The 25001-nt window shown below is 54.9% G+C and carries 25 protein-coding genes; 14 read left to right on the forward strand and 11 right to left on the reverse strand.

The window, feature by feature from the left end; genetic code table 11:
* Positions 1 to 125: 125 nt before the first annotated feature.
* The gene (locus JK231_RS09900; protein ID WP_211728453.1) at positions 126 to 1715 is read left to right on the forward strand and encodes a PTS transporter subunit EIIC; all 1590 of its coding nucleotides are present in this window, start codon (positions 126 to 128) and stop codon (positions 1713 to 1715) included.
* Positions 1716 to 1967: 252 nt separating this feature from the next.
* The gene (locus tag JK231_RS09905) at positions 1968 to 2864 is read left to right on the forward strand and encodes a LysR family transcriptional regulator (protein ID WP_097117015.1); all 897 of its coding nucleotides are present in this window, start codon (positions 1968 to 1970) and stop codon (positions 2862 to 2864) included.
* On the opposite strand, the gene JK231_RS09910 is transcribed toward JK231_RS09905, so the two are convergent.
* The 8 genes from JK231_RS09910 to pspF form a co-directional block, all read right to left on the reverse strand.
* Positions 2861 to 3982, reverse strand: a complete 1122-nt coding sequence (locus tag JK231_RS09910) for an oxidoreductase (RefSeq protein ID WP_160833596.1) — start codon at positions 3980 to 3982, stop codon at positions 2861 to 2863. The two genes, JK231_RS09905 and JK231_RS09910, sit on opposite strands and share 4 nt — an antisense overlap.
* Before the next feature lie 287 nt (positions 3983 to 4269).
* The gene (fabI, locus tag JK231_RS09915; protein WP_007892455.1) at positions 4270 to 5058 is read right to left on the reverse strand and encodes an enoyl-ACP reductase FabI; all 789 of its coding nucleotides are present in this window, start codon (positions 5056 to 5058) and stop codon (positions 4270 to 4272) included.
* 140 nt (positions 5059 to 5198) lie between these two features.
* Entirely contained in the window at positions 5199 to 6002 is an 804-nt protein-coding gene (gene sapF, locus JK231_RS09920; protein ID WP_160867428.1) for a putrescine export ABC transporter ATP-binding protein SapF, read from the reverse strand.
* Positions 6003 to 6004: 2 nt separating this feature from the next.
* Positions 6005 to 7000, reverse strand: coding sequence for a putrescine export ABC transporter ATP-binding protein SapD (gene sapD / locus JK231_RS09925; RefSeq protein WP_045814412.1), 996 nt, complete (start codon positions 6998 to 7000; stop codon positions 6005 to 6007).
* Positions 7000 to 7890 carry a putrescine export ABC transporter permease SapC gene (gene sapC / locus JK231_RS09930; RefSeq protein WP_211728454.1) on the reverse strand — a complete coding sequence of 297 codons (891 nt, stop codon included), beginning with the start codon at positions 7888 to 7890 and terminating at the stop codon, positions 7000 to 7002. Before sapC ends, sapD begins: the two co-directional genes overlap by 1 nt.
* Complete coding sequence (sapB, locus tag JK231_RS09935; RefSeq protein ID WP_034821411.1) at positions 7877 to 8842, reverse strand: putrescine export ABC transporter permease SapB; 966 nt, start codon at positions 8840 to 8842, stop codon at positions 7877 to 7879. The genes sapC and sapB overlap by 14 nt, the downstream gene beginning before the upstream one ends.
* Before the next feature lie 2 nt (positions 8843 to 8844).
* Positions 8845 to 10467, reverse strand: coding sequence for an ABC transporter substrate-binding protein SapA (gene sapA, locus JK231_RS09940; RefSeq protein WP_211728455.1), 1623 nt, complete (start codon positions 10465 to 10467; stop codon positions 8845 to 8847).
* A gap of 664 nt (positions 10468 to 11131) precedes the next feature.
* Entirely contained in the window at positions 11132 to 12130 is a 999-nt protein-coding gene (gene pspF / locus JK231_RS09945; protein ID WP_211728456.1) for a phage shock protein operon transcriptional activator, read from the reverse strand.
* Positions 12131 to 12293: 163 nt separating this feature from the next.
* Between pspF and pspA the strand changes: the two genes are divergently transcribed.
* The 7 genes from pspA to tyrR all read left to right on the forward strand — a co-directional run bounded on the left by pspA (position 12294) and on the right by tyrR (position 18123).
* Entirely contained in the window at positions 12294 to 12959 is a 666-nt protein-coding gene (gene pspA, locus JK231_RS09950) for a phage shock protein PspA (protein ID WP_034821385.1), read from the forward strand.
* Positions 12960 to 13018: 59 nt separating this feature from the next.
* A complete protein-coding gene (pspB, locus tag JK231_RS09955; RefSeq protein ID WP_034821383.1) occupies positions 13019 to 13246 on the forward strand; it encodes an envelope stress response membrane protein PspB in 228 nt (75 codons plus the stop codon).
* Entirely contained in the window at positions 13243 to 13590 is a 348-nt protein-coding gene (gene pspC, locus JK231_RS09960; RefSeq protein ID WP_211728457.1) for an envelope stress response membrane protein PspC, read from the forward strand. Before pspB ends, pspC begins: the two co-directional genes overlap by 4 nt.
* Positions 13591 to 13647: 57 nt before the next feature.
* Positions 13648 to 13896, forward strand: coding sequence for a phage shock protein PspD (gene pspD, locus JK231_RS09965; RefSeq protein WP_097117020.1), 249 nt, complete (start codon positions 13648 to 13650; stop codon positions 13894 to 13896).
* Positions 13877 to 15274 (forward strand): YcjX family protein, encoded by a 1398-nt coding sequence (locus JK231_RS09970; RefSeq protein ID WP_211728458.1) that lies wholly within the window; start codon positions 13877 to 13879, stop codon positions 15272 to 15274. The genes pspD and JK231_RS09970 overlap by 20 nt, the downstream gene beginning before the upstream one ends.
* Entirely contained in the window at positions 15271 to 16344 is a 1074-nt protein-coding gene (locus tag JK231_RS09975; protein WP_211728459.1) for a YcjF family protein, read from the forward strand. The genes JK231_RS09970 and JK231_RS09975 overlap by 4 nt, the downstream gene beginning before the upstream one ends.
* A 213-nt stretch (positions 16345 to 16557) precedes the next feature.
* Positions 16558 to 18123 carry a transcriptional regulator TyrR gene (tyrR, locus tag JK231_RS09980; protein WP_034821366.1) on the forward strand — a complete coding sequence of 522 codons (1566 nt, stop codon included), beginning with the start codon at positions 16558 to 16560 and terminating at the stop codon, positions 18121 to 18123.
* 76 nt (positions 18124 to 18199) lie between these two features.
* On the opposite strand, the gene tpx is transcribed toward tyrR, so the two are convergent.
* Positions 18200 to 18703 (reverse strand): thiol peroxidase, encoded by a 504-nt coding sequence (gene tpx, locus JK231_RS09985; protein ID WP_034821364.1) that lies wholly within the window; start codon positions 18701 to 18703, stop codon positions 18200 to 18202.
* 153 nt (positions 18704 to 18856) lie between these two features.
* Between tpx and ycjG the strand changes: the two genes are divergently transcribed.
* Positions 18857 to 19843, forward strand: a complete 987-nt coding sequence (gene ycjG, locus JK231_RS09990) for an L-Ala-D/L-Glu epimerase (protein ID WP_211728460.1) — start codon at positions 18857 to 18859, stop codon at positions 19841 to 19843.
* Here ycjG and mpaA read toward each other — a convergent pair.
* Positions 19812 to 20525: a murein tripeptide amidase MpaA gene (gene mpaA / locus JK231_RS09995; RefSeq protein ID WP_211728461.1), complete on the reverse strand. Its 714-nt coding sequence runs from the start codon at positions 20523 to 20525 to the stop codon at positions 19812 to 19814. The genes ycjG and mpaA overlap by 32 nt on opposite strands.
* Positions 20526 to 20736: 211 nt before the next feature.
* On the opposite strand from mpaA, the gene JK231_RS10000 reads away from it, so the two are divergent.
* The 4 genes from JK231_RS10000 to JK231_RS10015 all read left to right on the forward strand — a co-directional run bounded on the left by JK231_RS10000 (position 20737) and on the right by JK231_RS10015 (position 24006).
* Positions 20737 to 22356 (forward strand): peptide ABC transporter substrate-binding protein, encoded by a 1620-nt coding sequence (locus JK231_RS10000; protein ID WP_211728462.1) that lies wholly within the window; start codon positions 20737 to 20739, stop codon positions 22354 to 22356.
* Positions 22357 to 22435: 79 nt separating this feature from the next.
* The gene (locus tag JK231_RS10005; RefSeq protein ID WP_176505718.1) at positions 22436 to 22573 is read left to right on the forward strand and encodes a hypothetical protein; all 138 of its coding nucleotides are present in this window, start codon (positions 22436 to 22438) and stop codon (positions 22571 to 22573) included.
* A complete protein-coding gene (gene zntB, locus JK231_RS10010; protein ID WP_034821343.1) occupies positions 22570 to 23553 on the forward strand; it encodes a zinc transporter ZntB in 984 nt (327 codons plus the stop codon). Before JK231_RS10005 ends, zntB begins: the two co-directional genes overlap by 4 nt.
* Before the next feature lie 306 nt (positions 23554 to 23859).
* Entirely contained in the window at positions 23860 to 24006 is a 147-nt protein-coding gene (locus JK231_RS10015) for a hypothetical protein (protein ID WP_167347098.1), read from the forward strand.
* Positions 24007 to 24058: 52 nt separating this feature from the next.
* Here the strand turns inward: JK231_RS10015 and ttcA are convergent, their stop codons facing one another.
* A complete protein-coding gene (gene ttcA / locus JK231_RS10020; RefSeq protein ID WP_097117026.1) occupies positions 24059 to 24994 on the reverse strand; it encodes a tRNA 2-thiocytidine(32) synthetase TtcA in 936 nt (311 codons plus the stop codon).
* Positions 24995 to 25001: the final 7 nt, after the last annotated feature.

Raw genomic sequence — 25001 nt, forward strand, 5'->3', positions numbered from 1 at the left:
TCGCGTTCAAGCCCGCAGAAGCGTGATGCAGTTCAAACTTTATCCGCTGGCAGGACCGGGCTGCGACGTGAGAATCCAATAACTGGCTAATAATTGCTCTTTCTATCGATGAAAGGGCGCGCACCATGAAGAATCTTGCCAGCCAAATTCATGCCTTCGGTAAAGCATTAATGATGCCGATCTCCGTTATTGCCGCTGCCGGTATCTTTCTCGGTCTGGCTGCCGCGATGCAGAATCCCGCCGTCACCGGTGATGCCTTTGCCAATCTACAGGTGCCACAGCTGATTATTGGCTTTATCCGCAAAGTGGCGGCGGCTTTATTTGCCAATCTGCCCGTGTTCTTCGCCGTTGCCAGCGCCATCGGTCTGGCGAAAGCGGAGAAGCCTACTGCGGCTTTTGCGGCAGTCATTGGCTATGTCGTGATGAATGTGGGCATCAGTGCTACGCTGGCCGCCAAAGGGCTGACGGCGGCTACTACGACCCCAGAAGCCTTACAGCAAGCAGGCCTGGATCAAACCACGGCGATGATGACCTCGGCAGAGTACATCGAGATGCTGGGCATCTTTACTTACAACATGAGTGTGCTTGGCGGCGTGATTGCCGGGCTGGTCACCGTGGCACTGCATAATCGCTTTTACACGCAACCATTGCCGACGGCGATTAGCTTTTTCGGCGGGCGGCGCTTTGTCCCCATCGTCACCGTTATCGTCTTGCCGCTGATTGGCGTGCTGCTGGCCTTCATCTGGCCCACGATCGGCGAAGGCATTGCCTGGGTCGGCAAGATGATTGGGAAAAGCGGCCAGTACGGCGCGTTTCTGCTGGGAACCGGCGAACGTCTGCTTATCCCGACTGGCTTGCACCATATACTCAATGAAACAGTGCGTTTCACCCCTATCGGTGGCATGGCGACGGTGGACGGGCAAACCATTGTTGGTGCACTGAATATCTTCAACACTTCGCTCACCCATCCAGGCGCTATACCTGATGAGACGGTGCGCAGTGCCACCCAATTCCTGGCTCAGGGTAAAATCCCGGTGATGATGTTCGGCTTGCCTGCTGCTGCACTGGCGATCTACCACACCGCGCGCCCGGAGCATAAACAGCGGGTTAAAGCGCTGGTGATGGCAGGTGCGTTGACCTCCTTCACCACCGGCATCACTGAACCGCTGGAGTTCTGTTTTATCTTCGTATCACCGGTGCTCTATATCCTGCATGCGTTATTGACCGGCCTGTCATTTTTGCTGATGTCGATGCTGCATTTAATGATCGGCAACGTGCAGGGCGGCGCGATCGATCTGGTGGTGTTCGGTATACTCGGTGGCAGTAAAACCCAATGGTGGTGGACGGTAGCGCTGGGGGTGATTTATGCGCCGATCTACTATTACGGCTTCCGTTTTGTCATTACGCGCATGCGAGTGGAAACGCCTGGACGAGAATCGGATGAGGAGCCGCAAACCGTGCAGGTGACAGCCGATGAACGTATTAAGGTGATCATCAGCGGGTTGGGCGGCGAGGCCAATATAGAGGACGTCGATTGCTGTTTCACCCGCCTGCGGGTGCGCGTGAAAGAGATGAATGAAGTGGTCGATCAAACGTTGCTGACCACTGGCGCCAACGGTGTTAACCGGGTCAGCGATCACGATGTGCAGGTCATTTACGGTCCGCAGGTGGAGAAAATTGCTAACGACGTGAAAAGTGCCTTAGGCGTGGCATAACATATTTAGTTATCACGCTAATAATAAAATTAGCAATCAATGTTAAATCCCTACGGCTGAGATGGGAGATGATGACTTCGCCCCTTCAAGAGCTAAGCCATTAAGAGTGCCGGAGATAAGCGCCGGGTGGGGCATTAACTTTCAACCGAAGGCTGCCAAACGGCGGCCTTTGTGCTTTTTGCATTGTGAACCGGATAAAGCCGCGCGGGTTTGCTAACATAGCGCGATCGTGACTTCAGGGCGGATATTAACATCGACATCAAGCAATTGATTTATTTATGCAATCTTGAGCGCGAGCGCCATTTTGGCCGCGCGGCAGAGGCCAGTTTTGTCAGTCAGCCGACCTTATCGATGCGGTTAAAAAACCTTGAGCGCGAACTGGGTTTATCGCTGATCAATCGCAGCAACAACTTTGACGGCTTTACGCCGGAAGGGGAACGGGTGCTGACCTGGGCGCGTGAAATCGTGTCGGTTTACTCGGGACTGAAGCTGGAAGTCGAGTCGCTGAAGCATGGCGTCAACGGCACGCTGCGCCTGGGCGTGATGCCACAGTGCAGTGTCGCCTTGCCGGCGTTATTAAAAGCGGTTGAAACGCGCTATCCGCAGCTGGATTATCGTGTCTCCGCCATGAGTGCGGACCAACTGCTGGAGGCACTGAATAGCCATACGGTGGACGGCGGCATTGGTTTCTTCGAGCTCACCGCTCTGCGAGAATTACACTTTCAGACCGCGCTGTTGAAAGATCCCGGCGTGGAGGCGATTTTTAATCCTGAGCACTTCCCGGATTTACTTCAACACGACACGGTTTCACTTGCGCAACTGGCGCAGCTTCCGCTGTGCCTTGCGGAACCCACGCGCTATTTCCGTCGTTACGTGGATAGCCAACTGCGCGAAACCGGTTTGCTACCGCGAGTGATTGTGGAAAGTGCCTCGATTATGCAGCTATTACAGAGCGCGCAGGTGGGATTAGGCGTGATGGTGTCGCCGCGCGGACATTTACTGCCGGAAATGCTGCAAAATGTGGCGCGGAGGCCGATTGCGATGGCACCCATGGGACGCCAGGCCGCGTTGGTGGTTGCTGAGCCGGGCAGGGCATCGCCGCTGGCTCAACATTTCTTTGACGAAGCGCGGCGCCATCTGCCGGATTAACGCGTTTCACCCAGCGCCATCCATAACCGATCCTGCCAGCTGGCAAACGCCACTGCTTGCAACAGAGCGAAAATGCGCTCGGTTCCCCATCCCGCATTCAGCAATGGCTGCAAGTGTGCTGCGCTAAAACGCTCTGGCATGCGAACCAGCTGAGCGGTAACGCCAATCACCGGCTGCACTTCTCCCGCTTTATCAACATCTGCAAGCAACGCTTCGCGCTGGCAAGCGGCATGACGCGTGAACGGGCGCTGACAACCCAGGATGCGCGCGCAGGTTGCCAGCGCCAACGCGGATTGCTCATCATGATGTTCACCGATGCGCTGTTGCAAAGTCGCCCAGCCATACAGCGCCTGCGCGTCATGCACCAGCAACCAAATCGCGTCCTCTAATCCTTCGATGCCCTGACAGAAGGTTATCGCCGCCAATTGATCGGCACTGGCATAGCGTAACTCAACCGGTTTGAGCGCGTGCTGCCATGCGGTGTCGCGGTCAAAAAGCGCCGGATCGGCATCCGCTGGTGGTGATACGCCAGGTATCCAGCGTACCGGTAAGCCCATCATGGCTTGCAGTGCCGCGACCACTCGCGCCTGATAGCTGACAAATCCCACCAGTTGATTGAGAGTGACGATATCTGGCTCAGTGAGCCCGACGGCATCCAGGGCGCTGATACCAGTGACATTGATCAGAGCCGGTTGCATCGCCAACTGACGCGCGTACTGGGTGATTTGTGTCAGGCGGTTGTTACTCTCGCGAGAGGAATCCGGGCCCGGCAGGGGGTTGAGGCGCGCCGAGTAGTGATTACACAGTCTCTGCACACCGGCAACCTGCGCCACCGTCAACGCGGTACTGAGACGATCGTAGAGCGTTAAGGTATGCGTGAGTGAGTTACTCAGCGTATCCGGCAGCAAAATCTGGCTCAGATCGCGCGCGGCCAGTAACGCCGGCTGGAAACGAGTAAACAGGGGCTGAAGAGCAGTGGCTTCCTGTTGCAGACCTAATAAAAAGCGATCTTCGAGAAAGGCGGCTTCGGGCACTAATGGCGTGGTGGCGTGGGTGTGCGGGCGAGTCTGGCTTTCATAAAACCAGTGGTCATGGCCGGGAGAACGGCGTTGTTCCATGGTCATTCCTTGCGCAAAAAACGGTCTGGGTACGCGACGGGCAAATCTGAAAAGCGCATCGCCACCAAAAGGCTAGCTTATCGTCGCTGAAGCACTGGCTGTGGCAAAAGAATGAAGGGGAATAATTAAGATCGAATGAATCTATACGCCTGAAAATTCAAGCGGTAGCTAGCAGGAAGAGGTGAGTTTGCGGGAGACGTCAGTCGAAAGTGAACAGGGCGAAAATCGGTGAAGACAGCTGAGACTTCGCTAAGAAAAAAGGCGAGCACCCGGCTCGCCTTCAGAACTTATTTCAGTTCCAGCTCGTTCATCGCGGCAATGCTGAAGCCGCCATCAACGTGTACCACTTCACCGGTGATACCACCCGCCAGATCAGAGCACAGGAAGGCCGCAGAGTTACCCACGTCTTCGATGGTGACAGTGCGGCGAATTGGCGTAACGGCTTCACAGTGAGCCAGCATCTTACGGAAATCTTTGATGCCTGAAGCTGCCAGAGTACGGATTGGACCCGCAGATACGGCGTTAACACGCGTACCTTCTGGACCCATCGCGTTCGCCATGTAACGTACGTTGGCTTCCAGAGACGCTTTAGCCAGACCCATTACGTTGTAGTTCGGGATCGCGCGCTCAGCACCCAGATAAGACAGGGTCAGCAGGGCTGAATTCGGGTTCAGCATTGCACGGCACTCTTTCGCCATCGCCACGAAGCTGTAGGCAGAGATGTCGTGAGCGATTTTGAAGCCTTCACGGGTCACGGCGTTCACGTAGTCACCATCCAGCTGATCGCCAGGTGCGAAACCAATTGAGTGAACAAAACCGTCAAATTTTGGCCAGGTTTTTGCCAGTTCGGTGAACAGCGCAGTGATACTCTCGTCTTCTGCCACATCGCACGGCAGAACAATGTCAGAACCCAAATCTTTAGCGAACTCTTCCACACGACTTTTCAACTTGTCGTTCTGGTAGGTGAAAGCCAGTTCTGCGCCCTGTTTGTGCATCGCCTGTGCAATACCGTAGGCAATGGAGAGTTTACTGGCAACGCCAGTAATCAGAATGCGCTTACCGGAAAGAAAACCCATAGCTGTAATCCTTATGGTCATTGTTGTTGGCGGTCGCAATGATTAAATAGTAGGCGACCGACGTTAATCGACGTGCGGATTCTAGCACGTCTCTCTCAAATGCGGTAAATCGCACCGCGTTTTCGCGATGTGATGAACAATCAACGCACTTTGCGCCAGGCTTCAGCGGTTAAGGCTTCGCCAAAATGGCTGGTGATCAGCCGCTTAGTGAGGTCATGCAGTGGCGAGGCCAGCACATCAGCCGTGCCGCCGCGTTCCACCACTTCACCCTGATGCATCACCAGCACCTGATCGCTGATGTGCTTCATCATGCCGATATGTTGCGTCACATAAATATAGGCGATGCCGTGCTTCTCCTGCAGTTCCAGCATCAGATTCACCAACTGCGAACGCATGGTCATGTCCAGTGAGGCGAGGGCCTCATCGGCGACAATTACCTTCGGCTGTAGGATGAGTGCGCGAGCCAGCGCAAGACGCTGTTTCTGGCCGGGGGCCAGCATATGCGGATAGTAACCGGCGTGATCGCGCAGCAAACCCACCTGGCGCAGTGTGGCAATAATGCGCTTCTCTCGCGCTTCATCATCCAGTTCGGTATTCAGGCGCAGCGGGAAATCGAGGATCTGACTGACGCGCTGGCGCGGATTAAGCGAGGTCGAAGGATCCTGAAAAATCATGCGAATGCGCTGACTGCGATAGCCGTAGTCGCCATACTCCAGCGGATGGTCGTCAATCAGCATCTCGCCTGCCGTCGGGGCCACCATGCCGCTCAACATTTTCGCCAGCGTGGATTTCCCCGAGCCGTTCTCGCCAATGACCGCTAAGGTCTGCTTCTCACGCAAGGTGAAGCTTACCCCTTTTACCGCCTCCACATGCTGTCGGCGAAACAGACCGGTGCGATAGCGATAGGTTTTACTCAGGTTGCGCACTTCCAGCAGCGTTTCCATGCTCATTGCCCCTCCACATTTAACGGGAAGTGACAGGCAAACAGGTGGGATTTAGTGCCGGTGAGGCGCGGTGTCTCAATACACTTACGCTGTGCATAGGGACAGCGCGGTCCCAGACGACAGCCAATCGGTAAATGCTCCAGTGAGGGAATCGCGCCGGACAGTGTGTTCAGGCGGCTTTTATGCGGCAGCGCACTGCCAAAGTCGGGCATCGCGCGAATCAGCGCCTGTGTATAAGGATGATGCGGCGTATCCATTAAATCTTCACTCTGCGCGGTTTCGACGGTCTGACCGCAGTACATCACGTTTATGCGATCCGCCCACTGGCTCATGGTGCGCAGGTCATGACTGATCAGCAAAATCGTGGTGTTGTTATTTTGGTTGAGGCGACTCAACAAGCGGAATATTTGTGCCTGCGTGGTCGGTTCCATGGCATTGGTCGGCTCATCGGCGATTAGCAGACGTGGCTGATTGGCCAGTGCGATGGCGATCATCACCTTCTGACATTCACCTTCCGTCAATTCATACGGGAAACTGCGCATGATGTCTTTGTGGTCTTTAATGCCCACGCGGTGCAACAGCTCGATGGCACGCGCTTTGCGCCAGAACCACAAACGCTGATACCAGCGCCCTTTAAACGTCCAGCGTGGGATCGCCTGCATCAACTGGCGGCCGATGCTTTCAGAGGGATCCAGGCAGGATTGCGGTTCCTGGAAAATCATCGACACGTTATGGCCGACAATGCGGCGTCGTTCGCGCGGCGACAAACGCAGCAAATCGATATCATCGAACACCATACGATCGGCGGTGACGCGCCAGTTGTCTTTGGTTACACCGCAAATCGCTTTCGCAATCAGGCTTTTGCCGGAGCCGGATTCCCCCACCAGCCCACGTACTTCACCTTCACTGAGCGTCAGATTAATGCGATCAACGGCCTTCACCGGACCTTCTGAGGTCATGAACTCGATAGTGAGATTGCGAATATCAAGTAACGGCATTATTCAGCTCCCGCTTCTAAGGCGCGACGAACGCCATCGCCCAGCAGGTTTACGATCAATACGCTGACCATCAGTGCCACGCCGGGCAGCATCACAGTCCAGGGCGCGACATAAATCAGCTCCAGCGCATCGCCGAGCATCGCTCCCCATTCCGGTGAGGGCAGTTGCGCCCCTAAATCGAGGAAACCGAGCGCGGCAATGTCGAGAATGGCCATGGATAGCGAACGGGTAAATTCACTTACCAGCAGTGGCAACACGTTTGGCAGCACCGCGTTCCACAGAATATTCAGGTTACGCGCGCCGTCCAGACGCAGCGCCACCACATACTCTTTTTCCATCTCATTATGTACCGCAGTATAGATCTCACGCACCAGACGCGGGATGATCGCCAGCAAAACGGCCAGCATGGCGTGTTCAAGACGCGGGCCTAAAAAGGCCACTACAATGATTGCCAGCAGCAGCGAAGGGATGGAGAGCAAGGTATCCAGCACGTGGTTCATTACCGCAGAGCGCAAACCGTGGGTAATGCCAGCCAGCACCCCCAGGATCAGGGCGCAGATCGCGGCTAAAACCGTCACCATGATGGCCGAACCAACCGTTGGCGCTACGCCGCTCAGCAGGCGACTCAATACATCGCGGCCCAAATCATCGGTGCCGAGGAAGAAGGAGACATCCCCGTAGCGCGACCAGGAAGGGGGCAACAGTTGATAGCCGAGGAACTGCTGGTCGATACCGTAAGGCGACAGCAAGCCGCCAAACAGGCACAGGAACAGCAGGGCGCCGAAACCGTACAACCCAATCATGCCACTGGTATCACGATAAAAACGCTGCCAGAACAGACGAAACGGGCTGGGTAACTTCGTCTCTGCATAGATATTATCTAAGGGCATACCATTCCTTGTGTTTCAACGGATTAAGCGCCGCACCCAGAATATCTGACAGCACGCTGACCAGAATCACCAGACCGCCGACTACCATCACACCGGCAGAGATGGCCGCATAATCCTGCTGACGAATGGCGTTGATCAACCAGCGGCCAATGCCCGGCCAGTTGAACACCACTTCCGTAATCATCGCCAGCGTCAGCATGGTGGAAAACTGCAAACCCAGGCGGGGGATCACTGGCGGCAGCGCGTTGTGCAGCACATGGCGGCGAATCACGGTGAAGCGGGATAATCCGCGCGTCGCCGCCGCCTTCACGTAGTTTTTATCCATCACATCACTGGTGCTGCTGCGTAGTAAACGAATCACCTCGGTGGTTGGCGCGACCGCCAGGACCACCACTGGCAGAATCATATGGGTCAGGGCACTCATCAACATCTCATGGCGCCACGGTGAAGGACTCAGCCAGGCATCAATCAGTGCAAATCCGGTCACGTTTTGTACCGGGTAGAGCAGATCAAAGCGCCCGGAAACTGGCAACCAGCCCAGTGTCAGGGAGAAGAACAGGGTGAACAGCAGTGCCAGCCAGAACACCGGCATCGAGAAACCGAGCAGTGCCAGTGCGCTGATGGCTTTATCCTGCCATTTTTTGCGCATCACACCCGCGCAAATTCCCAGCGGAATACCCACCAGCAGCGCCAGCATGAAGGCCAGAATGCAAAGCTCCAGCGTGGCGGGGAACACCTCGCGCAGTTGCAGGTCGATCAGCTGGCCGTTGGTGCTGGAAACACCGAAGTCAAATTGCAGCAGGCCTTTAAACCAGAACCACCAGGCATCGAACAGTGAGGCACCTTCCAGCGGCGCATTCGGCGTAAAGTAGCTAAGACTGAAACTCACCAGCGACAATAAAAACAGGGTGATCAGCAGCAACAGCAGGCGACGCAATATATAGATGATCATGCTTATTCCTCGCTGCTCTCATCACGGTAAACCCCGGCAAACGAGGCATTCCCGAACGGACTTAGCACCAGACCTTTAATATCATGGCGATATGCCTGTAAACGCAACGATGACGCCAGCGGCAATACCGGTAATTCCTGCGCCAGAATTTGCTGTGCCTGATCGTAGCTGTCGATGCGCGCCGAAAGTTGTTGCGACAACAGCGCCCGTTGCAATGATTCATCAAAGGCCGGTGAACACCAGTGCGCAAAGTTGGTCTGCGAGCGGATGGCTGCACAGCTCAACAGTGGCCGAAAGAAGCTGTCCGGGTCGTTACTGTCTGTTGCCCAGCCGGTCAGCGTCAGATCATGATTCATCGCCATCAACTGCGCTTCCTGGAAACGGCCTTCCACCGGCGCGATGGTGACGCGCACGCCAACCTGAGCCAAATCGGCTTGCAGCAGTTCAGCGGTTTTCAGTGGGCTGGGGTTCCAGGATTGTGAGGTGGTAGGCACCACCAGTCGCAAGTGCAGATCTTCCAGCCCGAGCGCTTTCAGCGCTTCACGAGCTTTCGCCGGATTGTATTCAGTGACCCGCGCATCATTATCATACGCCCAGGAAGCACGCGGTAAAATGGAGGCGGCGGTTTCGGCAGTGCCGTAATAGATCGATTCCATCAGGCGTTCGTTATTGATCGCCAGTGCCAGCGCGTGACGCACTTCCGGGCGGTCCAGTGGCGGTTTACGCGTGTTGAAAGCTAAATAGGCGATGTTCATGCCGGGGCGCAGCGTCATACGTAAACGCGGGTCATCACGCAGGATGGATAGCTGACTGGCTGCCGGATAGGCCAGTACATCGCATTCGCCGGTGAGCAATTTCGAAAGACGTCCCGTTCCGCCCACGCCAAGATCGATCACCACATGTTGCAGACGCGGCACACCTTTCCAGTACTGCGGATTACGCGCCAGGCGCAGATATTGCCCGGTGCGGTACTCGCTCAACTGGAACGGTCCGGTACCCACCGGTTCGCGATCCAGACGCTCCTGCTGGCCTTTCGCCGTCAGCTTGTCGGCGTATTCCTGTGACAGGATTGGCGCGTAATGCGTAGCGATGTGCCAGAGGAAAGAGGCGTCCGGACTGTTGAGACGGATTTCGACCGTGTCGTTGTCCAGTTTTTTAACGCTTTGTACCGAGTCCGAGAATTGCAGACTATCGAAGTAGGGATAGCTGCCGCCGTTGACGTTATGCCATGGATGCTGGCGGTCAAACATGCGCGCAAAGCTGAACACCACGTCATCGGCATTCATTTTTCGCGTGGGTTTAAACCAGTTTGTGTGCTGGAAAGAGACATCTTTGCGCAGATGAAAACGATAAGTGGCACCGTTGTCACGCACTTCCCAGCTCTGTGCCAGGTCTGGAATCAGGCGATAAGTGTAAGGGTCCACATCCAGCAGGCGGTCATAGAGCTGTGCCGCCAGCGTATCCACAACCAGGCCGCTGCTGACCATTTGTGGATTAAAGGTATTGACCGTGCCATTGACGCAATAAACAAAACCGCTATTACGGATATTATTGGTTGGTGCGGCCAGCGCAGACGCACTCAATACGCTGAGACCGAGCAGCAGCGAGGAGAATAATTTTGGCATAGAACTCAACGATTCTGAGGCAATAGCGTGAGTGTATCGCAAACGTCACGCACTCCCCAAATTCATGATGGTTCTGCGCTGTTTTTCGCCAATCTGGCGAAGGGGTAATCACAATGTTAGTGTGGAAATGAGAAAAATTCTCAATTAGGGCTTTACAGATGATAATAAGAATGATTATTATTCTTCTGCGCTTCGACGGTGGCTCTACCGAAGAAGAGCACGACATTGCTCACATTGCTTCCAGTATTAAGTTGCCCGCCTAGTGCGGGCTTTTTTTTGTGTGTCGTTTTTCCCGTCATCTTTTGCACTGCTGCTGCGTTGGCTGCGCGCACTAACCCCAGTCACATACTGATGTATGCTCCCGGGGATTAGTGCACTTGCCGCCTTGCATCAGCACAAAAGCTTTAGGGAAAACCGACCCACACCTGAGCTGTCGTTGGAAAATCTTTCGACCAGTTAAACGATGATGTGGGGACTTCTCCGCTAGCAGCAAAGCCACGATGTACGCCCTAATAATCACCAGGGTGCACATTTTCATCTTATGTGGCTAAGGCTAATCCATATCACGTGCCGGATACCGTGCTTGTTCATAATTTATCGTAATTGTTGGTACGTCATCCGCAGTAATTCGGCGCCGCAGCGTTTGCAGCACGCGCTTTGGTGTTCAATCTTCGTCCCGCGCCTGAATGCCGTGCTTTTTCATCATGGCGCGCAATTGATGGTAGGTAACGCGCAGTAGCTCGGCGGCGCGGCGTTGGTTGTATTTTGCCTGTTGCAAGCTGGCTTCGACCAGGTCGCGTTCCTGCTGGTTTTGCCACTGACGAAGATCGAGTGGCAGGGAGGGTAAGCCTCTGGAGCTGGGCTCGGGGAGGGTTTCAGGCGGGGCGCTGCGCGGAGCGAACGGATTGATAATGATGTTATCCAGTTCCTCTTCTGCACTGTGATGGCGATACACCGAGCGTTCAACCACATTCTTCAATTCGCGCACGTTGCCCGGCCAGCTGTGGGTGAGCAGCGTGAGCTGAGCACGTTCGCTGAAACCGGGGAATAATGGCAGGCCGAGCTCGCGGCACATCTGGATAGCAAAGTGTTCTGCCATTACCAGGATATCGCTGCGGCGTTCGCGCAACGGCGGCAGTTGCACCACATCAAAAGCGAGGCGATCGAGCAGGTCGGCGCGGAATTTTCCTGCCGCAGCCAGCGCGGGTAAATCCTCATTGGTGGCGCACACCAGCCTCACATTCACCTGCAACGACTGGTTGCCGCCAACACGCTCTAACTGGCCGTATTCGATGACGCGTAGCAACTTCTCCTGCACCAGCATCGGCGCGGTCGCCAGCTCATCGAGGAATAAGGTGCCGGCATCAGCGCGTTCAAAGCGACCAAGATGACGTTTTTGCGCCCCGGTAAACGCCCCGGCTTCGTGGCCGAACAGTTCGGAATCCAACAGGTTTTCATTCAGCGCTGCGCAGTTCAGCGACACAAAAGGCCCTTGCCAGCGGTCGGAGAGGTAGTGCAGGCGGCTGGCAATCAACTCTTTCCCGGTTCCGCGTTCGCCTATCACCAATACCGGTTTTTCCAGTGGCGCGAGACGGGAAACCTGCTCCAGCACCTCCAGAAAGTTATTCGATTCGCCCAACAGGTTATCGTTGCCATTTGCCATGATGAATTTCGCCACTGGTTAATCAATTTCACTACCTTAATGGATGCTTGTGCGAATGTAAAATATGCAAATTGAGCAAAATCAATAAATTAAAAGTTGGCACGCCATTTGTATTAAGAAACCGTGCACCGCACAACCACATGACAAATAGAGGAACATCATTATGGGTATTTTTTCTCGTTTCGCCGACATCGTGAACGCTAACATCAATTCCCTGCTGGAACGCGCCGAAGATCCGCAGAAACTGGTACGCCTGATGATTCAGGAAATGGAAGACACGCTGGTGGAAGTTCGCTCCACCTCAGCGCGCGCGCTGGCAGAAAAGAAACAGCTGCTGCGCCGTATCGAGCAGGCCGAAATTCAGCAGGCTGAATGGCAGGAAAAAGCTGAGCTGGCCATCAGCAAAGAAAAAGAAGACTTAGCGCGTGCTGCGCTGATTGAAAAACAGAAACTAACCGATCTGATTGCAGCACTCAAACAAGAAGCCATTCAGGTTGAAGAAACACTGGATCGCATGAAAGGCGAGATCGGTGAGCTGGAGAAAAAACTCAGCGAAACCCGTGCACGCCAGCAGGCCTTGACGCTGCGTCATCAGGCGGCATCTTCTTCCCGCGATGTGCGCCGTCAGCTGGACAGCGGTAAGCTGGATGAAGCCATGGCGCGCTTCGAGTCCTTCGAACGTCGTATCGACCACATGGAAGCGGAAGCGGAGAGTCAGCGTTTTGGTAAGCCAAAAGGTCTCGACCAGGAGTTTGCCGAGCTGAAAGCTGACGACGAAATCAGCCAGCAACTGGCCGCGCTGAAAGCCAAAATGAACCGCAGCGAGTAAGGGACGTAGGGCTCGACGCTGAGCCCCTCGACCAGAGTGTTAATGATTAAGGAGAGTCAATGAGCGCACTTTTTCTCGCCATACCCCTGACGATCTTCGTGCTCTTTGTGGCGCCGATCTGGTTATGGCTGCACTACAGCAACAAACGCAACGGTGGCGCGGAACTGTCATCAGGCGATATGCAGCGTCTGCAACAGCTGACGCAAGACGCGCGCCGCATGCGTGAACGTGTGGAAGCACTCGAAGCCATTCTGGATGCGGAGCATCCAAACTGGAGGCAACCATGATGAATGGCCGCAAATTGTGGCGCATCCCGCAGCAAGGCAAAGTGCGCGGCGTCTGTGCCGGTCTGGCGGAATATCTGGATATTCCGGTGCGCCTGTTACGTGTGATTGTGGTGCTGTCGCTGTTTTTCGGGTTGTTCATGTTTACCGTGGTGGCGTACTTCATCCTGGGCTTTGTGCTGGATGAAAAGCCCGCAGATGCACCAGACCAGCATACGCCAACTGCACTTGATTTACTGGATGAGCTGGAAACATCGTTGAACAGTGATGAGCGTAACGTGCGAGATATCGAACGCTACGTCACCTCCGAGACCTTCAGCGTGCGCAGCCGCTTCCGTCAAATCTGATTTTTTCCGCCGGGCCCACTGCGGGTCCGCTTCACCGCATATTCTTAAGGAGTGGAGATGTACAATTCGCGTATGACTGCTCTGCGCCGCCGCGCAACACCTGCGTTGAAGTCGGCGGGGAAATTCATCATCATCAGTGCAGTAACCTATGGGCCCGGCGGATTAGCTGGCTGGGCAGTGAAATCGGTGGCGCGTCGCCCGTTGCGCCTGCTTCTGGCGGCCGCCCTGGAACCGTTGCTGAGTAAGGTATTCAAACGCCTGTCAGCACGTTTCGTCAGGGAGATGGATGAAAAGACTGCAAAATGAACTGGCGGCGTTGATGAATCGCGGTGTTGACCGCCACTTACGCCTTGCCGTAACGGGGCTGAGCCGCAGCGGCAAAACCGCCTTTATCACCTCGCTGGTGAACCAACTTCTCAATGTACACAGCGGCGCCCGTTTGCCGCTGTTTTCCGTTGTGCGTGAAGAGCGCCTGCTGGGCGTCAAACGTGTGCCGCAGCGTGAGCTGGGCACGCCACGTTTTACCTATGACGAAGGGCTGGCGCAACTCTATGGCACGCCTCCCATCTGGCCAACGCCGACACGCGGCGTCAGTGAAATGCGTCTGGCGCTGCGCTATCTGCCAGAGCAATCACTGCTGCGCCACTTCAAAGATACCGCCACGCTCTATCTGGAAATTGTCGATTACCCTGGTGAATGGCTGCTCGATCTGCCGATGCTGGCGCAGGATTACCTCAGCTGGTCACGACAGATGATGGGCTTGCTGCAGGGCGATCGCCAGCAATGGGCGGCGCGCTGGCATAGCCTATCTCAGGATCTCGATCCTTTTGCTGCAGCGGACGAAAATCGTCTGGCGGATATTGCCGCGGCCTGGACGGATTATCTGCATCAGTGCAAAACCGAGGGATTGCACTTTATCCAGCCTGGCCGCTTCGTGCTGCCGGGCGATATGGCAGGTGCCCCGGCACTGCAGTTCTTCCCCTGGCCACAGCTGGATGAGATTCACGCCAGCAAGCTGTTGCAGGCTCCCGCAGGCAGTAACTTTGCCGTGCTGCAACAACGCTTTAACTACTACTGCCAGCATGTGGTGAAGGGTTTCTACAAAAATTATTTTCTGCGATTTGACCGCCAGATCGTGCTGGTGGATTGTCTGCAACCGTTAAACAGCGGGCCGCAGGCGTTCAATGATATGCGGCTGGCACTGACGCAGTTGATGCAAAGCTTCCATTACGGGCAGCGCACGTTGTTCCGTCGTCTGTTTTCCCCGGTGATTGACAAACTCTTGTTTGCCGCCACCAAAGCCGACCATATCACGGCCGATCAGCACGCCAATATGGTGTCGCTGTTACAACAGCTGGTTCAGGATGCCTGGCAAAACGCGGCGTTTGAAGGGATCAGCATGGATTGTCTTGGACTGGCGTCGGTGCAGGCCACCGAAAGTGGGCTGGTGGATCATCGTGGCGAAAAGCTGCCCGCGCTGCGCGGTCATCGTCTTCATGACGGCGAAGCGCTGACCTTCTATCCCGGCGAAGTGCCGCCACGTTTGCCCGGGTATCAGTTCTGGCAGCAGCAGGGATTTCAGTTTGAACAGTTCCGGCCGCAGCAGTTGGATGTCGATCGGCCGCTGCCGCACATTCGCATGGATGCCGCGCTGGAATTTTTACTTGGAGATAAATTGCGATGAGCGACGAAACCCCATTAAAACCGCGCATTGATTTTGCACGACCGCTCGAAGATGAGGCGCAGAAACCGCTACGTGCGGCGCAAACTTTTAGTAAGGAAAGCGAGAGCGCGTTTCTTGCCACTCAAGAGTCAGAGCCGCCGGCAGAGGGCGAAGGTGAAAAAGTGGTTGAGGCCGCGCTACGCCCCAAACGCAGTCTCTGGCGCAAGCTGGTCGGTCTGGGTCTGGGGATTTTTGGCATCAGCGTGGTCGCGCAGGGCGCTCAGTGGATGCACGATGCCTGGATCACGCGTGATTGGTTCTCACTCGGCACCGGTGTGGCTGGAGGCCTGATTGTGATTGCCGGAGCCGGGGCATTAATTGGCGAATGGCGTCGTCTTTATCGACTGCGCCAGCGAGCCGAAGAGCGGGATATCGGGCGGGAATTACTGCACAGCCACGGTATCGGTAAAGGCCGTGCATTTTGCGAAAAGCTGGCCCAGCAGGCGCAGCTCGATCAGGCGCATCCGGCTTTGCAGCGCTGGCACGCGGCGCTGCATGAAACTCATAACGATCGTGAAATAGTGATGCTTTACGCGCAACTGGTGCAACCGGTGCTGGATCGTCAGGCGCATCGTGAGATCAGCCGCCACGCTGCGGAATCGACACTGATGATTGCGGTGAGCCCACTGGCGCTGGTGGACATGGCGTTTATTGCCTGGCGTAACCTGCGGCTGGTCAACCGTATTGCGGCTATTTATGGCATTGAGTTGGGCTATTTCAGCCGCATCCGCCTGTTTCGCCTGGTATTGCTGAATATGGCCTTCGCCGGTGCCTCAGAACTGGTGCGTGAAGTGGGGATGGATTGGATGTCGCAGGATATCGCGGCCCGCCTTTCGGCACGCGCTGCACAGGGTATCGGTGCCGGTTTGCTGACCGCGAGATTAGGCATCAAAGCCATGGAATTATGCCGTCCACTGCCCTGGCTGGAAGATGATAAGCCGCGTCTTGGGGATTTCCGTCGGGAATTACTGGTTCAGCTGAAAGAATCCCTGTCTAAGAGTGGGGATAAAGCAGGGCAGGCTGCTAAATAACATCTCTTTGTTCACCTTTCACGCTGCTAACTGGGTGAAAGGTGAAACTATCTTTGTTAAATGTGATATTTGGCGGGATTATTGTGCGTCGTTCCGCTACACTTCTTCGCGTCACCTGCCTCAAACTGTCAACTTTTCATGACAGCCCCCTTCTGAGGCGCTGCAAGTTAGCGTATTATCACTAAAATCAAAACCTGACTAAGGCTCATCGCAATGCGTTTGGAAGTTTTCTGCCAGGACCGCATCGGTCTGGCGCGCGAGCTACTCGACCTGCTGGTTGCGCGCAACATCGACCTGCGCGGTATTGAAATTGCGCCGCTCGGTCGCATCTATCTCAACTTTTCTGCCCTTGAATTCGAACCCTTCAGTACACTGATGGCGGAAATCCGTCGTACACCTGGCGTAACAGATGTGCGCACCGTTAGCTACATGCCTTCTGAGCGTGAACATCGCGCGTTAAGTGCATTACTCATTGCTATGCCGGAGCCGGTGTTCTCTATCGACCTTAAATGCAAGGTGGAACTCGCCAACCCGGCAGCGCAAAACCTGTTTAATCTCGATGAACAGAAGCTGCGTAATCAGAACGCCGCGACTCTGATCACCGGTTTCAATTTCCAGCGCTGGATCGAGAATGAGCGTGTGGAAGCCCAGGCACATCACGTTGTTATTCAGGGCCGTGATTTCCTGATGGAAGCCCGACCAATTTATCTGGCGGAAGAAGAGGGGCAGAGCGATCAGCCCGTCGGCGCAATGATCACGCTGAAATCCACCGCCCGTATGGGCCGTCAGCTGCAAAATCTCACCGTGACGGATGAGTCGGAATTTGACCACATCGTGGCGGTGACGCCAAAAATGCGTCAGGTGATCGATCAGGCTCGTAAACTGGCGATGCACGACGCGCCACTGCTGATTGTCGGCGATACTGGCACCGGCAAAGATATGCTGGCACGCGCCTGCCATCTGCGCAGCGCACGCGGTAAAAAACCTTTTCTGGCGCTTAACTGTGCGTCTCTGCCGGATGATGTGGCCGAGAGTGAGCTGTTTGGTCACGCGGCGGGCGCTTATCCGAACGCGCTGGAAGGCAAGAAAGGTTTCTTTGAACAGGCCAATGGCGGCTCGGTGCTGCTGGATGAGATTGGTGAGATGTCACCGCGCATGCAGACAAAACTGCTGCGCTTCCTCAACGATGGCACTTTCCGTCGCGTGGGTGAAGAACATGAAGTGCATGTGGATGTGCGCGTCATTTGTGCCACGCAGAAGAACCTGATCGAGCTGGTGCAACGGGGTGAGTTCCGTGAAGACCTGTTTTACCGCCTTAATGTACTGACGCTCAATTTGCCGCCTTTACGTGAGCGCCCGCTGGACATCCTGCCGCTAACAGAGATGTTTGTGGCGCGATTTGCCGATGAGCAGGGACTGCCGCGTCCGCGTTTGTCACCGCAGCTGGCACCGTTCCTGACACGCTATAACTGGCCGGGTAATGTGCGGCAGTTGAAAAATGCGCTGTATCGCGCACTGACGCAGCTGGAAGGCTACGAGTTACGTCCTCAGGACATCATTCTGCCTGAGCAGGCGTTAGACGTGACGCTGGGCGAAGAAGCGATGGAAGGTTCGCTGGATGAGATCACCAGCCGTTTCGAACGTTCGGTGCTGACGCGGCTCTACTTGTCTTACCCAAGCACGCGCAAACTGGCAAAACGCCTGGGAGTGTCGCATACCGCGATTGCCAATAAACTGCGAGAATACGGGTTGGGGCAGAAGCGCGGCGAGAGCGAGTAATTTTACAGCGCTTATCTCACTGCCATAAAAAAGGGCGCACTTTATGAAGTGCGCCCTTATCACATCATCTTAATACTTACTTCAGTGCAGCCAGTGCCGCATCATAGTTGGGCTCTTCGGTGATTTCGTTCACCAATTCGCTGTAAATCACTTTGTCGTTTTCATCCAGTACCACTACTGCACGGGCAGTCAGGCCTTTCAGTGGGCCATCAGCAATCGCCACACCGTAATCTTCTTTGAACTCAGCACCGCGCAGCGCAGACAGGGTCACCACGTTGCTCACGTTTTCTGCACCGCAGAAACGAGACTGGGCAAACGGCAGATCGGCAGAGATGCACAGCACCACAGTGTTGCTGGATTCGCCAGAACGCTCGTTGAACTTGCGCACTGATGCCGCGCACACGCCGGTATCAATACTTGGGAAAATGTTCAGAACTTTGCGTTTACCTGCATACTGAGAAAGGGAGACGTCACTCAGGTCCTTTGCGACCAGAGAGAAAGCTTTTGCCTGTTCGCCAGCCTGCGGGAAGTGACCTGCAACCGGGACCGGATTGCCCTGAAAGTGAACATTCTGAGACATACGATTTCCTTTTAGCGATGAAAAAGTCTGGCATTAAGCCTGCCAGAGCAGATATAGCGTTTGTTTATGACATAATTTTGAAGGGTTTACGAGCGCATTTCGTCGCGATAGCAGAAGCACATCGCAATTAAGCCACGGATTTAAGGAGAATTAATGAGAACAGTGAAGAGTTATCCAGAGGCCTGGCCGTTACATTCGCCGTTTGTTATTTCACGCGGCAGCAGGACGGAAGCGCATGTTGTGGTGGTCGAGATTGAACAGGACGGCCTGAAAGGGGTAGGTGAAGGGACTCCTTACGCACGCTATGGCGAAAGTGAAGACTCAGTGCTGCAACAAATTGCCACGCAGTTGCCTGCGATACAAAATGGTATGACGCGAGCGGAGTTGCAACAGGCATTAGCGGCCGGTGCAGCGCGGAATGCGCTTGACTGTGCCTTATGGGATCTGGAACGCCAGCAACAGAATAAAAGTTTGCAGGCGCTGTGCGGTGTTGAGTTGGCAGAGGAAATCATAACGGCGCATACGGTGAGTATCGATACACCGGAAGCGATGGCCAGCAGCGCGTTAGCGTTGTGGCAACATGGTGCGCGTCTACTGAAGATAAAACTCGATCATCATTTGATCAGTGAACGTCTGGTGGCGATTCGCAGTGCCGTACCGGAAGCGACGTTAATTGTGGATGCCAATGAGTCCTGGCAGGCAGAAGGGCTGGCGGCGCGCTGTCAGCTACTGGCAGATTTAAACATTGCGATGCTCGAACAACCGCTTCCGGCAGCCGAAGATGCCGCATTGGCGAACTTTGTCCACCCACTTCCTATCTGTGCGGATGAGAGTTGTCACACCCGGGAGAATCTGGCGCAGTTGAAAGGGCGCTATGAGATGGTGAATATCAAGCTGGATAAAACCGGTGGATTGACGGAAGCCCTGGCGCTGGCAAAAGAGGCACGTCAGCAAGGGTTTGCAGTGATGCTCGGCTGTATGCTGTGTACTTCAAGGGCGATCCGCGCGGCGTTACCGCTGACACCGATCGCAAAATTCGCCGATCTTGACGGCCCAACCTGGCTAGCTGCCGATGTTGAGCCGTCGCTGCATTTTTCACACGGCGTGCTTAAGCCTGCGGCTGCCAGCGCAGCAGGTTAATCATCGCATCAAGGTACACTTCAGTCGCTTCATCCACTGAAATGGGCGGCATCTCGGCGGTTATGCACAACAAGCCGAGATCGTCGCACCAGCTGCCAAAAGAACCTGGCGTGGCATAGCCGACGCTGCTCACCACCGGTAATTGCGTTTGTTCTGCCAGCCACTGCGCAAGGTGGCTGTGGTGCGGGTCGTCAATGCAGGCCAGAGGCTCATGCCAGGACACCACCCAGCGCGGCTTGATTTGGTGGATCAACTGACATAGCGCGCGCGTTTCCGGCTCGGAAGCGGGGTTGCTGCCCGTCGACAGCACCACATCACGTTCGTCCGCTGCGCTGTTCCAGCGATATACCGTGTCGCCATTTTGCCAGTTGGCGGCCGGGAAATTGCGGTTGAGATCGACGCCGTTGGCATTGGCACGCAGCCCCAACTGGCAACCATCCGGATTCACCGCTAGCACCACATGATGGCGGCGCAGTGGCTCCGGCAGCGTGCGCATCGCACCGGATAAGGTCGCGACGGCGGCATTTTCATCACCGTGCGTGCCGGCAATGATCAACCCACTGTCGGCATCGTCCGCCGGGGCCGGGAACCACAGCAGCGGTGCGCCGAGCACCGATTGCCCATATTGTTGCCAGACCGCGTCGAGTTTGCCGCGCAGCGGGCGGGGATGATGTGACGACATGACATTCCTCTCTGAAATCGTGCAATGAGCGCATGGATAGCAAGGCGCTTCAGGATTTAAAAATGTGACCGACAATTCAGCCTCAACATAACGGTAAACAGCAGACAGGGAAATAGCTATATATCAATCAGCAATTTGCGATAGAGTCACCAAAGACGCTGGCGACGCAGACCCCTTCGCAGTCGCCATTTTTTTGGGTAAAGGAGTGGTGATGACATTAACTTTCCGCAAGACGCTGGCCGCCGTAATGATTGCTGGTGTTTTCTCACCGGTGTTTGCTGCTAATGTGCCAACGGGCGCACAGTTAGCGCCGACTCAGGAAATTGTTCGCCATATTAAAGACGAACCCGCTTCGCTGGATCCGATTAAAGCCGTGGGGCTGCCAGAAATTCAGGTGATGCGCGATCTGTTTGAAGGGCTGACCAATCAGGACGCACACGGCAAAATCGTGCCGGGCGTGGCAGAAAGCTGGCACAGCAACGACAACAAAACCTGGATCTTCACGCTGCGTAAAGATGCGCGCTGGTCAAATGGCGAACCGGTGACAGCGCAGGACTTCGTTTATAGCTGGCAGCGCCTGGTGGAGCCGAAAAACAGTTCTCCCTTTGCGTGGTTTGCCGCGCTGAGCGGTATCGAAAACGCGGATGCCATCACCAAAGGGCAAATGAGTGCCGATAAATTGGGTGTCACAGCCACCGATGCCAATCATCTCAAGGTGACATTGTCACGCCCGGTGCCGTGGTTTCCGAGCATGGTAGCCAATGCCGCGATGTATCCGGTATCGCAGAAGGTGATTGAGCAAAATCCTGATAGCTGGACGTCGCCTGGTAAACTGGTGGGCAACGGCGCCTATCAATTGCAGGATCGCGTGGTGAACGAAAAAATTGTGTTGGTGCGCAATCAACACTACTGGGACAACAGCCATTCCGTACTCACCAAAGTGACCTTTATCCCCATCAATGAAGAGTCCAGCGCCACCAAACGTTACCGCGCGGGCGATATCGATATCACCGAATCTTTCCCGAAAAATATGTATGCGCTGCTGAAAAAAGAGCTGCCGGGCCAGGTGTATACGCCGGATCAGTTGGGCACCTATTACTACGCCTTTAACACCGAAAAGGGCCCGACCGCCGATGTGCGCGTGCGTAAAGCGCTGTCATGGAGCATCGATCGTCGCATTATTGCCGAGAAAGTGTTGGGTACCGGGGAGAAACCGGCCTGGCACTTTACACCGGATGTCACCGCAGGCTTTACACCTCAGCAAAGTTATCTGCAACAGCACAGCCAGCAGGAATTGAATGCACAGGCAAAAGCGCTGCTGACGTCGGCGGGCTACGGTCCCGGCAAGCCGCTGCATTTGACGCTGCTGTATAACACCTCGGAAAGCCATCAGAAGATTGCCATCGCCGTGGCGTCGATGTGGAAAAAGAACCTTGGAGTGGACGTTACGCTGCAAAACCAGGAGTGGAAAACCTACATCGACAGCCGCAACAGCGGTAACTTTGACGTGATTCGTGCGTCATGGGTCGGGGATTACAATGAACCTTCCACTTTCCTGAGTTTGCTGACCTCAACACACACCGGCAATATCGCCCGTTTCCACAGCGCGGATTATGATGCGGTGCTGACCAAAGCCAGCATGGAAACCAGCGTGGCTGCCCGCAATACCGATTACAACAAAGCGGAGCAGATCATTGCCGATCAGGCACCGATCGCCCCGATCTACCAATATACCAACGGGCGACTGATCAAACCGTGGGTCAAAGGTTATCCGATCACCAATCCCGAAGATGTCGCCTACAGCCGCGAACTGTGGATCGAAAAGCACTGATATAACGACGCTAATCAGCAGAGTGGTGTGATTGTGTGCGTCTCCATAACCGTAGCAACGGATTAAGGAGACGCATCCAATGACGATGTCGCCGCTCTCGCTTTCTGCGGATGCTCACCTTTATCTTGTCATCTTTGCTCACAGCCTGATGATTGCAACTCGTCTGCGCCACGCTAGACTGTATCGTATTGATTTTGAAAGTGAGGCGAGTCAGTGAACGTCATTGAAGGAAAAGCGTTAAAAGTTTCGGATGCCATTATCTCCTGCCAGCTCGACGGCAAAGGCGGGGTTATCCCGATTGAAGATAAAGATGTCATCAACTGTGAGCGTCCGTGCTGGCTGCATCTGAACTACACCCAACGGCAAAGTGCCGAGTGGCTGCAAAATACCCCGCTGATCCCCGATTCCGTGCGTGATGCGTTAGCGGGCGACAGCATGCGCCCACGCGTCACGCGCCTGGGCGACGGTTTTATGATAGTGCTGCGCAGTGTCAATCACAACGCCGATTCACGACCGGATCAACTCGTCGCCATGCGCGTGTTTATCAACGACAAAGTGATCGTCTCCACGCGTCGCCGCAAAGTGTATGCCATTGACGAAGTGCTGGCTGATTTGCAAAACGGTAACGGCCCGGTGGATGGCGGTAGCTGGCTGGTGGATGTTTGCGATGCGCTCACCGATCACGCCAGCGAATTTATCGAAGAGATGCACGACAAAATTATCGAGCTGGAAGATGCGTTGATGGATCAGCAGGTTCCGGCACGCGGCGAGTTAGCGCTGCTGCGTAAGCAACTGATCGTGATGCGTCGTTATATGGCGCCGCAACGTGATGTATATGCCCGTCTGGCAAGTGAAAAACTGCCGTGGATGAATGATGACGACCGTCGTCGTATGCAGGACGTTGCTGATCGTCTGGGACGCGGACTGGATGACCTCAATGCAGGCGTAGCGCGTACCGGGATTTTGGCCGATGAAGTCGCGTCTTTACTGGCAGAGTCGATGAACCGCCGCACCTATACCATGTCGCTGATGGCGATGATTTTCCTGCCAGCGACATTCCTGACAGGATTGTTTGGCGTCAACCTTGGCGGTATTCCGGGTGGTAGTTGGCCGCTGGGCTTTACCGCGTTCTGCGTACTACTGCTGGTGATGGTGGTGGGCGTGGCGATATGGCTCAAACGACGCAACTGGTTGTAATGTAAGTCTCAGGTTATAAGCGTTAACCCGCTGTTAAATAAGGTGCTGTAAGCAAAAAAGCGGGAAAAACCTGATCGATATCAATAAGTGGATCGCCTAACAGGGGCAAACTCTCTCTCGCAGGTGAATGCAACGTCAAGCGATGGGCGTTGCGCTCCATATTGTCTTACTTCCTTTTTTAGAATTACTGCATAGCACATTTGATTCGTACAACGCCGGCTAATCCGCCGGCTTTTTTTTGCCCGCTTGGCTTGGCTGTGTTTCCTTTCCTATGCTTAAAGGACATTCAGCGATAAGGAGCAGGGCATGCAAGAACTCATTGCCAGCGATCCCATTCCAACCGATCCGCCACCGATTCCAGAACCGATTCCTCATCCGCAGCCAATTCCGGAACCCGATCCTCCCTACGATCCCGAGTTTCCACCGATCATCGATCCGCCACCTCACCGGTAATAAAAAAGGCGCAGAGCCGAAGCGCTGCGCCTTAATTAGAATCGTCTACAAATTACTTAATTTCTAACACATCCAGTCGCACGCTCATTTCCGGCGCGTCTTCTTCGTCCGGCTGCCAGCCCGCAGGTTTCACCGGCAATGTTTCGCGATCAAAGCCAATATCGCCGCCGTCGACCACTTCATCGCCGTGCTGAATGCCTTTAAAGTCGAACAAATTAATGTCCGCCATGTGGGAAGGCACAATGTTCTGCATCGCACTGAACATGGTTTCGATACGGCCCGGATAGCGTTTATCCCAGTCACGCAGCATATCCGCGACGACCTGACGCTGCAGGTTCGGCTGTGAACCGCACAGATTGCACGGAATAATCGGATACTGGCGCGCTTCAGCGAAGCGGATGATGTCTTTTTCGCGGCAATAGGCCAGCGGACGAATGACAATATGTTTACCATCGTCACTCATTAGCTTTGGTGGCATACCTTTCATTTTGCCGCCGTAGAACATGTTCAGGAACAGGGTTTGCAGGATATCGTCGCGATGATGGCCCAGCGCAATCTTGGTACAGCCTAATTCGGTAGCGGTGCGGTAAAGGATCCCGCGACGCAGACGTGAACAGAGCGAACAGGTGGTCTTGCCTTCCGGAATCTTCTCTTTAACGATGGAGTAAGTATCTTCGTCAACGATTTTATACTCGACACCCTGTTCTTCCAGATACGCTGGCAGAATATGTGCCGGGAATCCTGGCTGTTTTTGGTCGAGGTTGACCGCCACCAGTGAAAAGTTCACCGGCGCGCTCTTCTGCAAACTGCACAAAATTTCCAGCATGGTGTAGCTGTCTTTACCGCCAGACAGGCAGACCATGATGCGATCGCCTTCTTCAATCATGTTGAAATCAGCAATGGCCTCGCCCACGTTACGACGCAGACGCTTCTGAAGCTTGTTCAGGTTGTACTGCTCTTTTCTTGTTACTTCTTGATTATCATGCATTATTTAC

The organism is Pantoea sp. JGM49 (genome assembly GCF_018257655.1).
Lineage (GTDB): Bacteria > Pseudomonadota > Gammaproteobacteria > Enterobacterales > Enterobacteriaceae > Pantoea > Pantoea communis.

What these genes read in the sequence shown, in the direction of transcription:
- JK231_RS09900 (WP_211728453.1), top strand. Translation starts at nt 126, where the DNA reads ATGAAGAATCTTGCCAGCCAAATTCATGCCTTCGGTAAAGCATTAATG.
- JK231_RS09910 (WP_160833596.1), bottom strand. Translation starts at nt 3,982, where the DNA reads ATGGAACAACGCCGTTCTCCCGGCCATGACCACTGGTTTTATGAAAGC.
- fabI (WP_007892455.1), bottom strand. Translation starts at nt 5,058, where the DNA reads ATGGGTTTTCTTTCCGGTAAGCGCATTCTGATTACTGGCGTTGCCAGT.
- sapF (WP_160867428.1), bottom strand. Translation starts at nt 6,002, where the DNA reads ATGGAAACGCTGCTGGAAGTGCGCAACCTGAGTAAAACCTATCGCTAT.
- sapD (WP_045814412.1), bottom strand. Translation starts at nt 7,000, where the DNA reads ATGCCGTTACTTGATATTCGCAATCTCACTATCGAGTTCATGACCTCA.
- sapC (WP_211728454.1), bottom strand. Translation starts at nt 7,890, where the DNA reads ATGCCCTTAGATAATATCTATGCAGAGACGAAGTTACCCAGCCCGTTT.
- sapB (WP_034821411.1), bottom strand. Translation starts at nt 8,842, where the DNA reads ATGATCATCTATATATTGCGTCGCCTGCTGTTGCTGCTGATCACCCTG.
- sapA (WP_211728455.1), bottom strand. Translation starts at nt 10,467, where the DNA reads ATGCCAAAATTATTCTCCTCGCTGCTGCTCGGTCTCAGCGTATTGAGT.
- pspF (WP_211728456.1), bottom strand. Translation starts at nt 12,130, where the DNA reads ATGGCAAATGGCAACGATAACCTGTTGGGCGAATCGAATAACTTTCTG.
- pspA (WP_034821385.1), top strand. Translation starts at nt 12,294, where the DNA reads ATGGGTATTTTTTCTCGTTTCGCCGACATCGTGAACGCTAACATCAAT.
- pspB (WP_034821383.1), top strand. Translation starts at nt 13,019, where the DNA reads ATGAGCGCACTTTTTCTCGCCATACCCCTGACGATCTTCGTGCTCTTT.
- pspC (WP_211728457.1), top strand. Translation starts at nt 13,243, where the DNA reads ATGATGAATGGCCGCAAATTGTGGCGCATCCCGCAGCAAGGCAAAGTG.
- pspD (WP_097117020.1), top strand. Translation starts at nt 13,648, where the DNA reads ATGTACAATTCGCGTATGACTGCTCTGCGCCGCCGCGCAACACCTGCG.
- JK231_RS09970 (WP_211728458.1), top strand. Translation starts at nt 13,877, where the DNA reads ATGAAAAGACTGCAAAATGAACTGGCGGCGTTGATGAATCGCGGTGTT.
- JK231_RS09975 (WP_211728459.1), top strand. Translation starts at nt 15,271, where the DNA reads ATGAGCGACGAAACCCCATTAAAACCGCGCATTGATTTTGCACGACCG.
- tyrR (WP_034821366.1), top strand. Translation starts at nt 16,558, where the DNA reads ATGCGTTTGGAAGTTTTCTGCCAGGACCGCATCGGTCTGGCGCGCGAG.
- tpx (WP_034821364.1), bottom strand. Translation starts at nt 18,703, where the DNA reads ATGTCTCAGAATGTTCACTTTCAGGGCAATCCGGTCCCGGTTGCAGGT.
- ycjG (WP_211728460.1), top strand. Translation starts at nt 18,857, where the DNA reads ATGAGAACAGTGAAGAGTTATCCAGAGGCCTGGCCGTTACATTCGCCG.
- mpaA (WP_211728461.1), bottom strand. Translation starts at nt 20,525, where the DNA reads ATGTCGTCACATCATCCCCGCCCGCTGCGCGGCAAACTCGACGCGGTC.
- JK231_RS10000 (WP_211728462.1), top strand. Translation starts at nt 20,737, where the DNA reads ATGACATTAACTTTCCGCAAGACGCTGGCCGCCGTAATGATTGCTGGT.
- JK231_RS10005 (WP_176505718.1), top strand. Translation starts at nt 22,436, where the DNA reads ATGACGATGTCGCCGCTCTCGCTTTCTGCGGATGCTCACCTTTATCTT.
- JK231_RS10015 (WP_167347098.1), top strand. Translation starts at nt 23,860, where the DNA reads ATGCAAGAACTCATTGCCAGCGATCCCATTCCAACCGATCCGCCACCG.
- ttcA (WP_097117026.1), bottom strand. Translation starts at nt 24,994, where the DNA reads ATGCATGATAATCAAGAAGTAACAAGAAAAGAGCAGTACAACCTGAAC.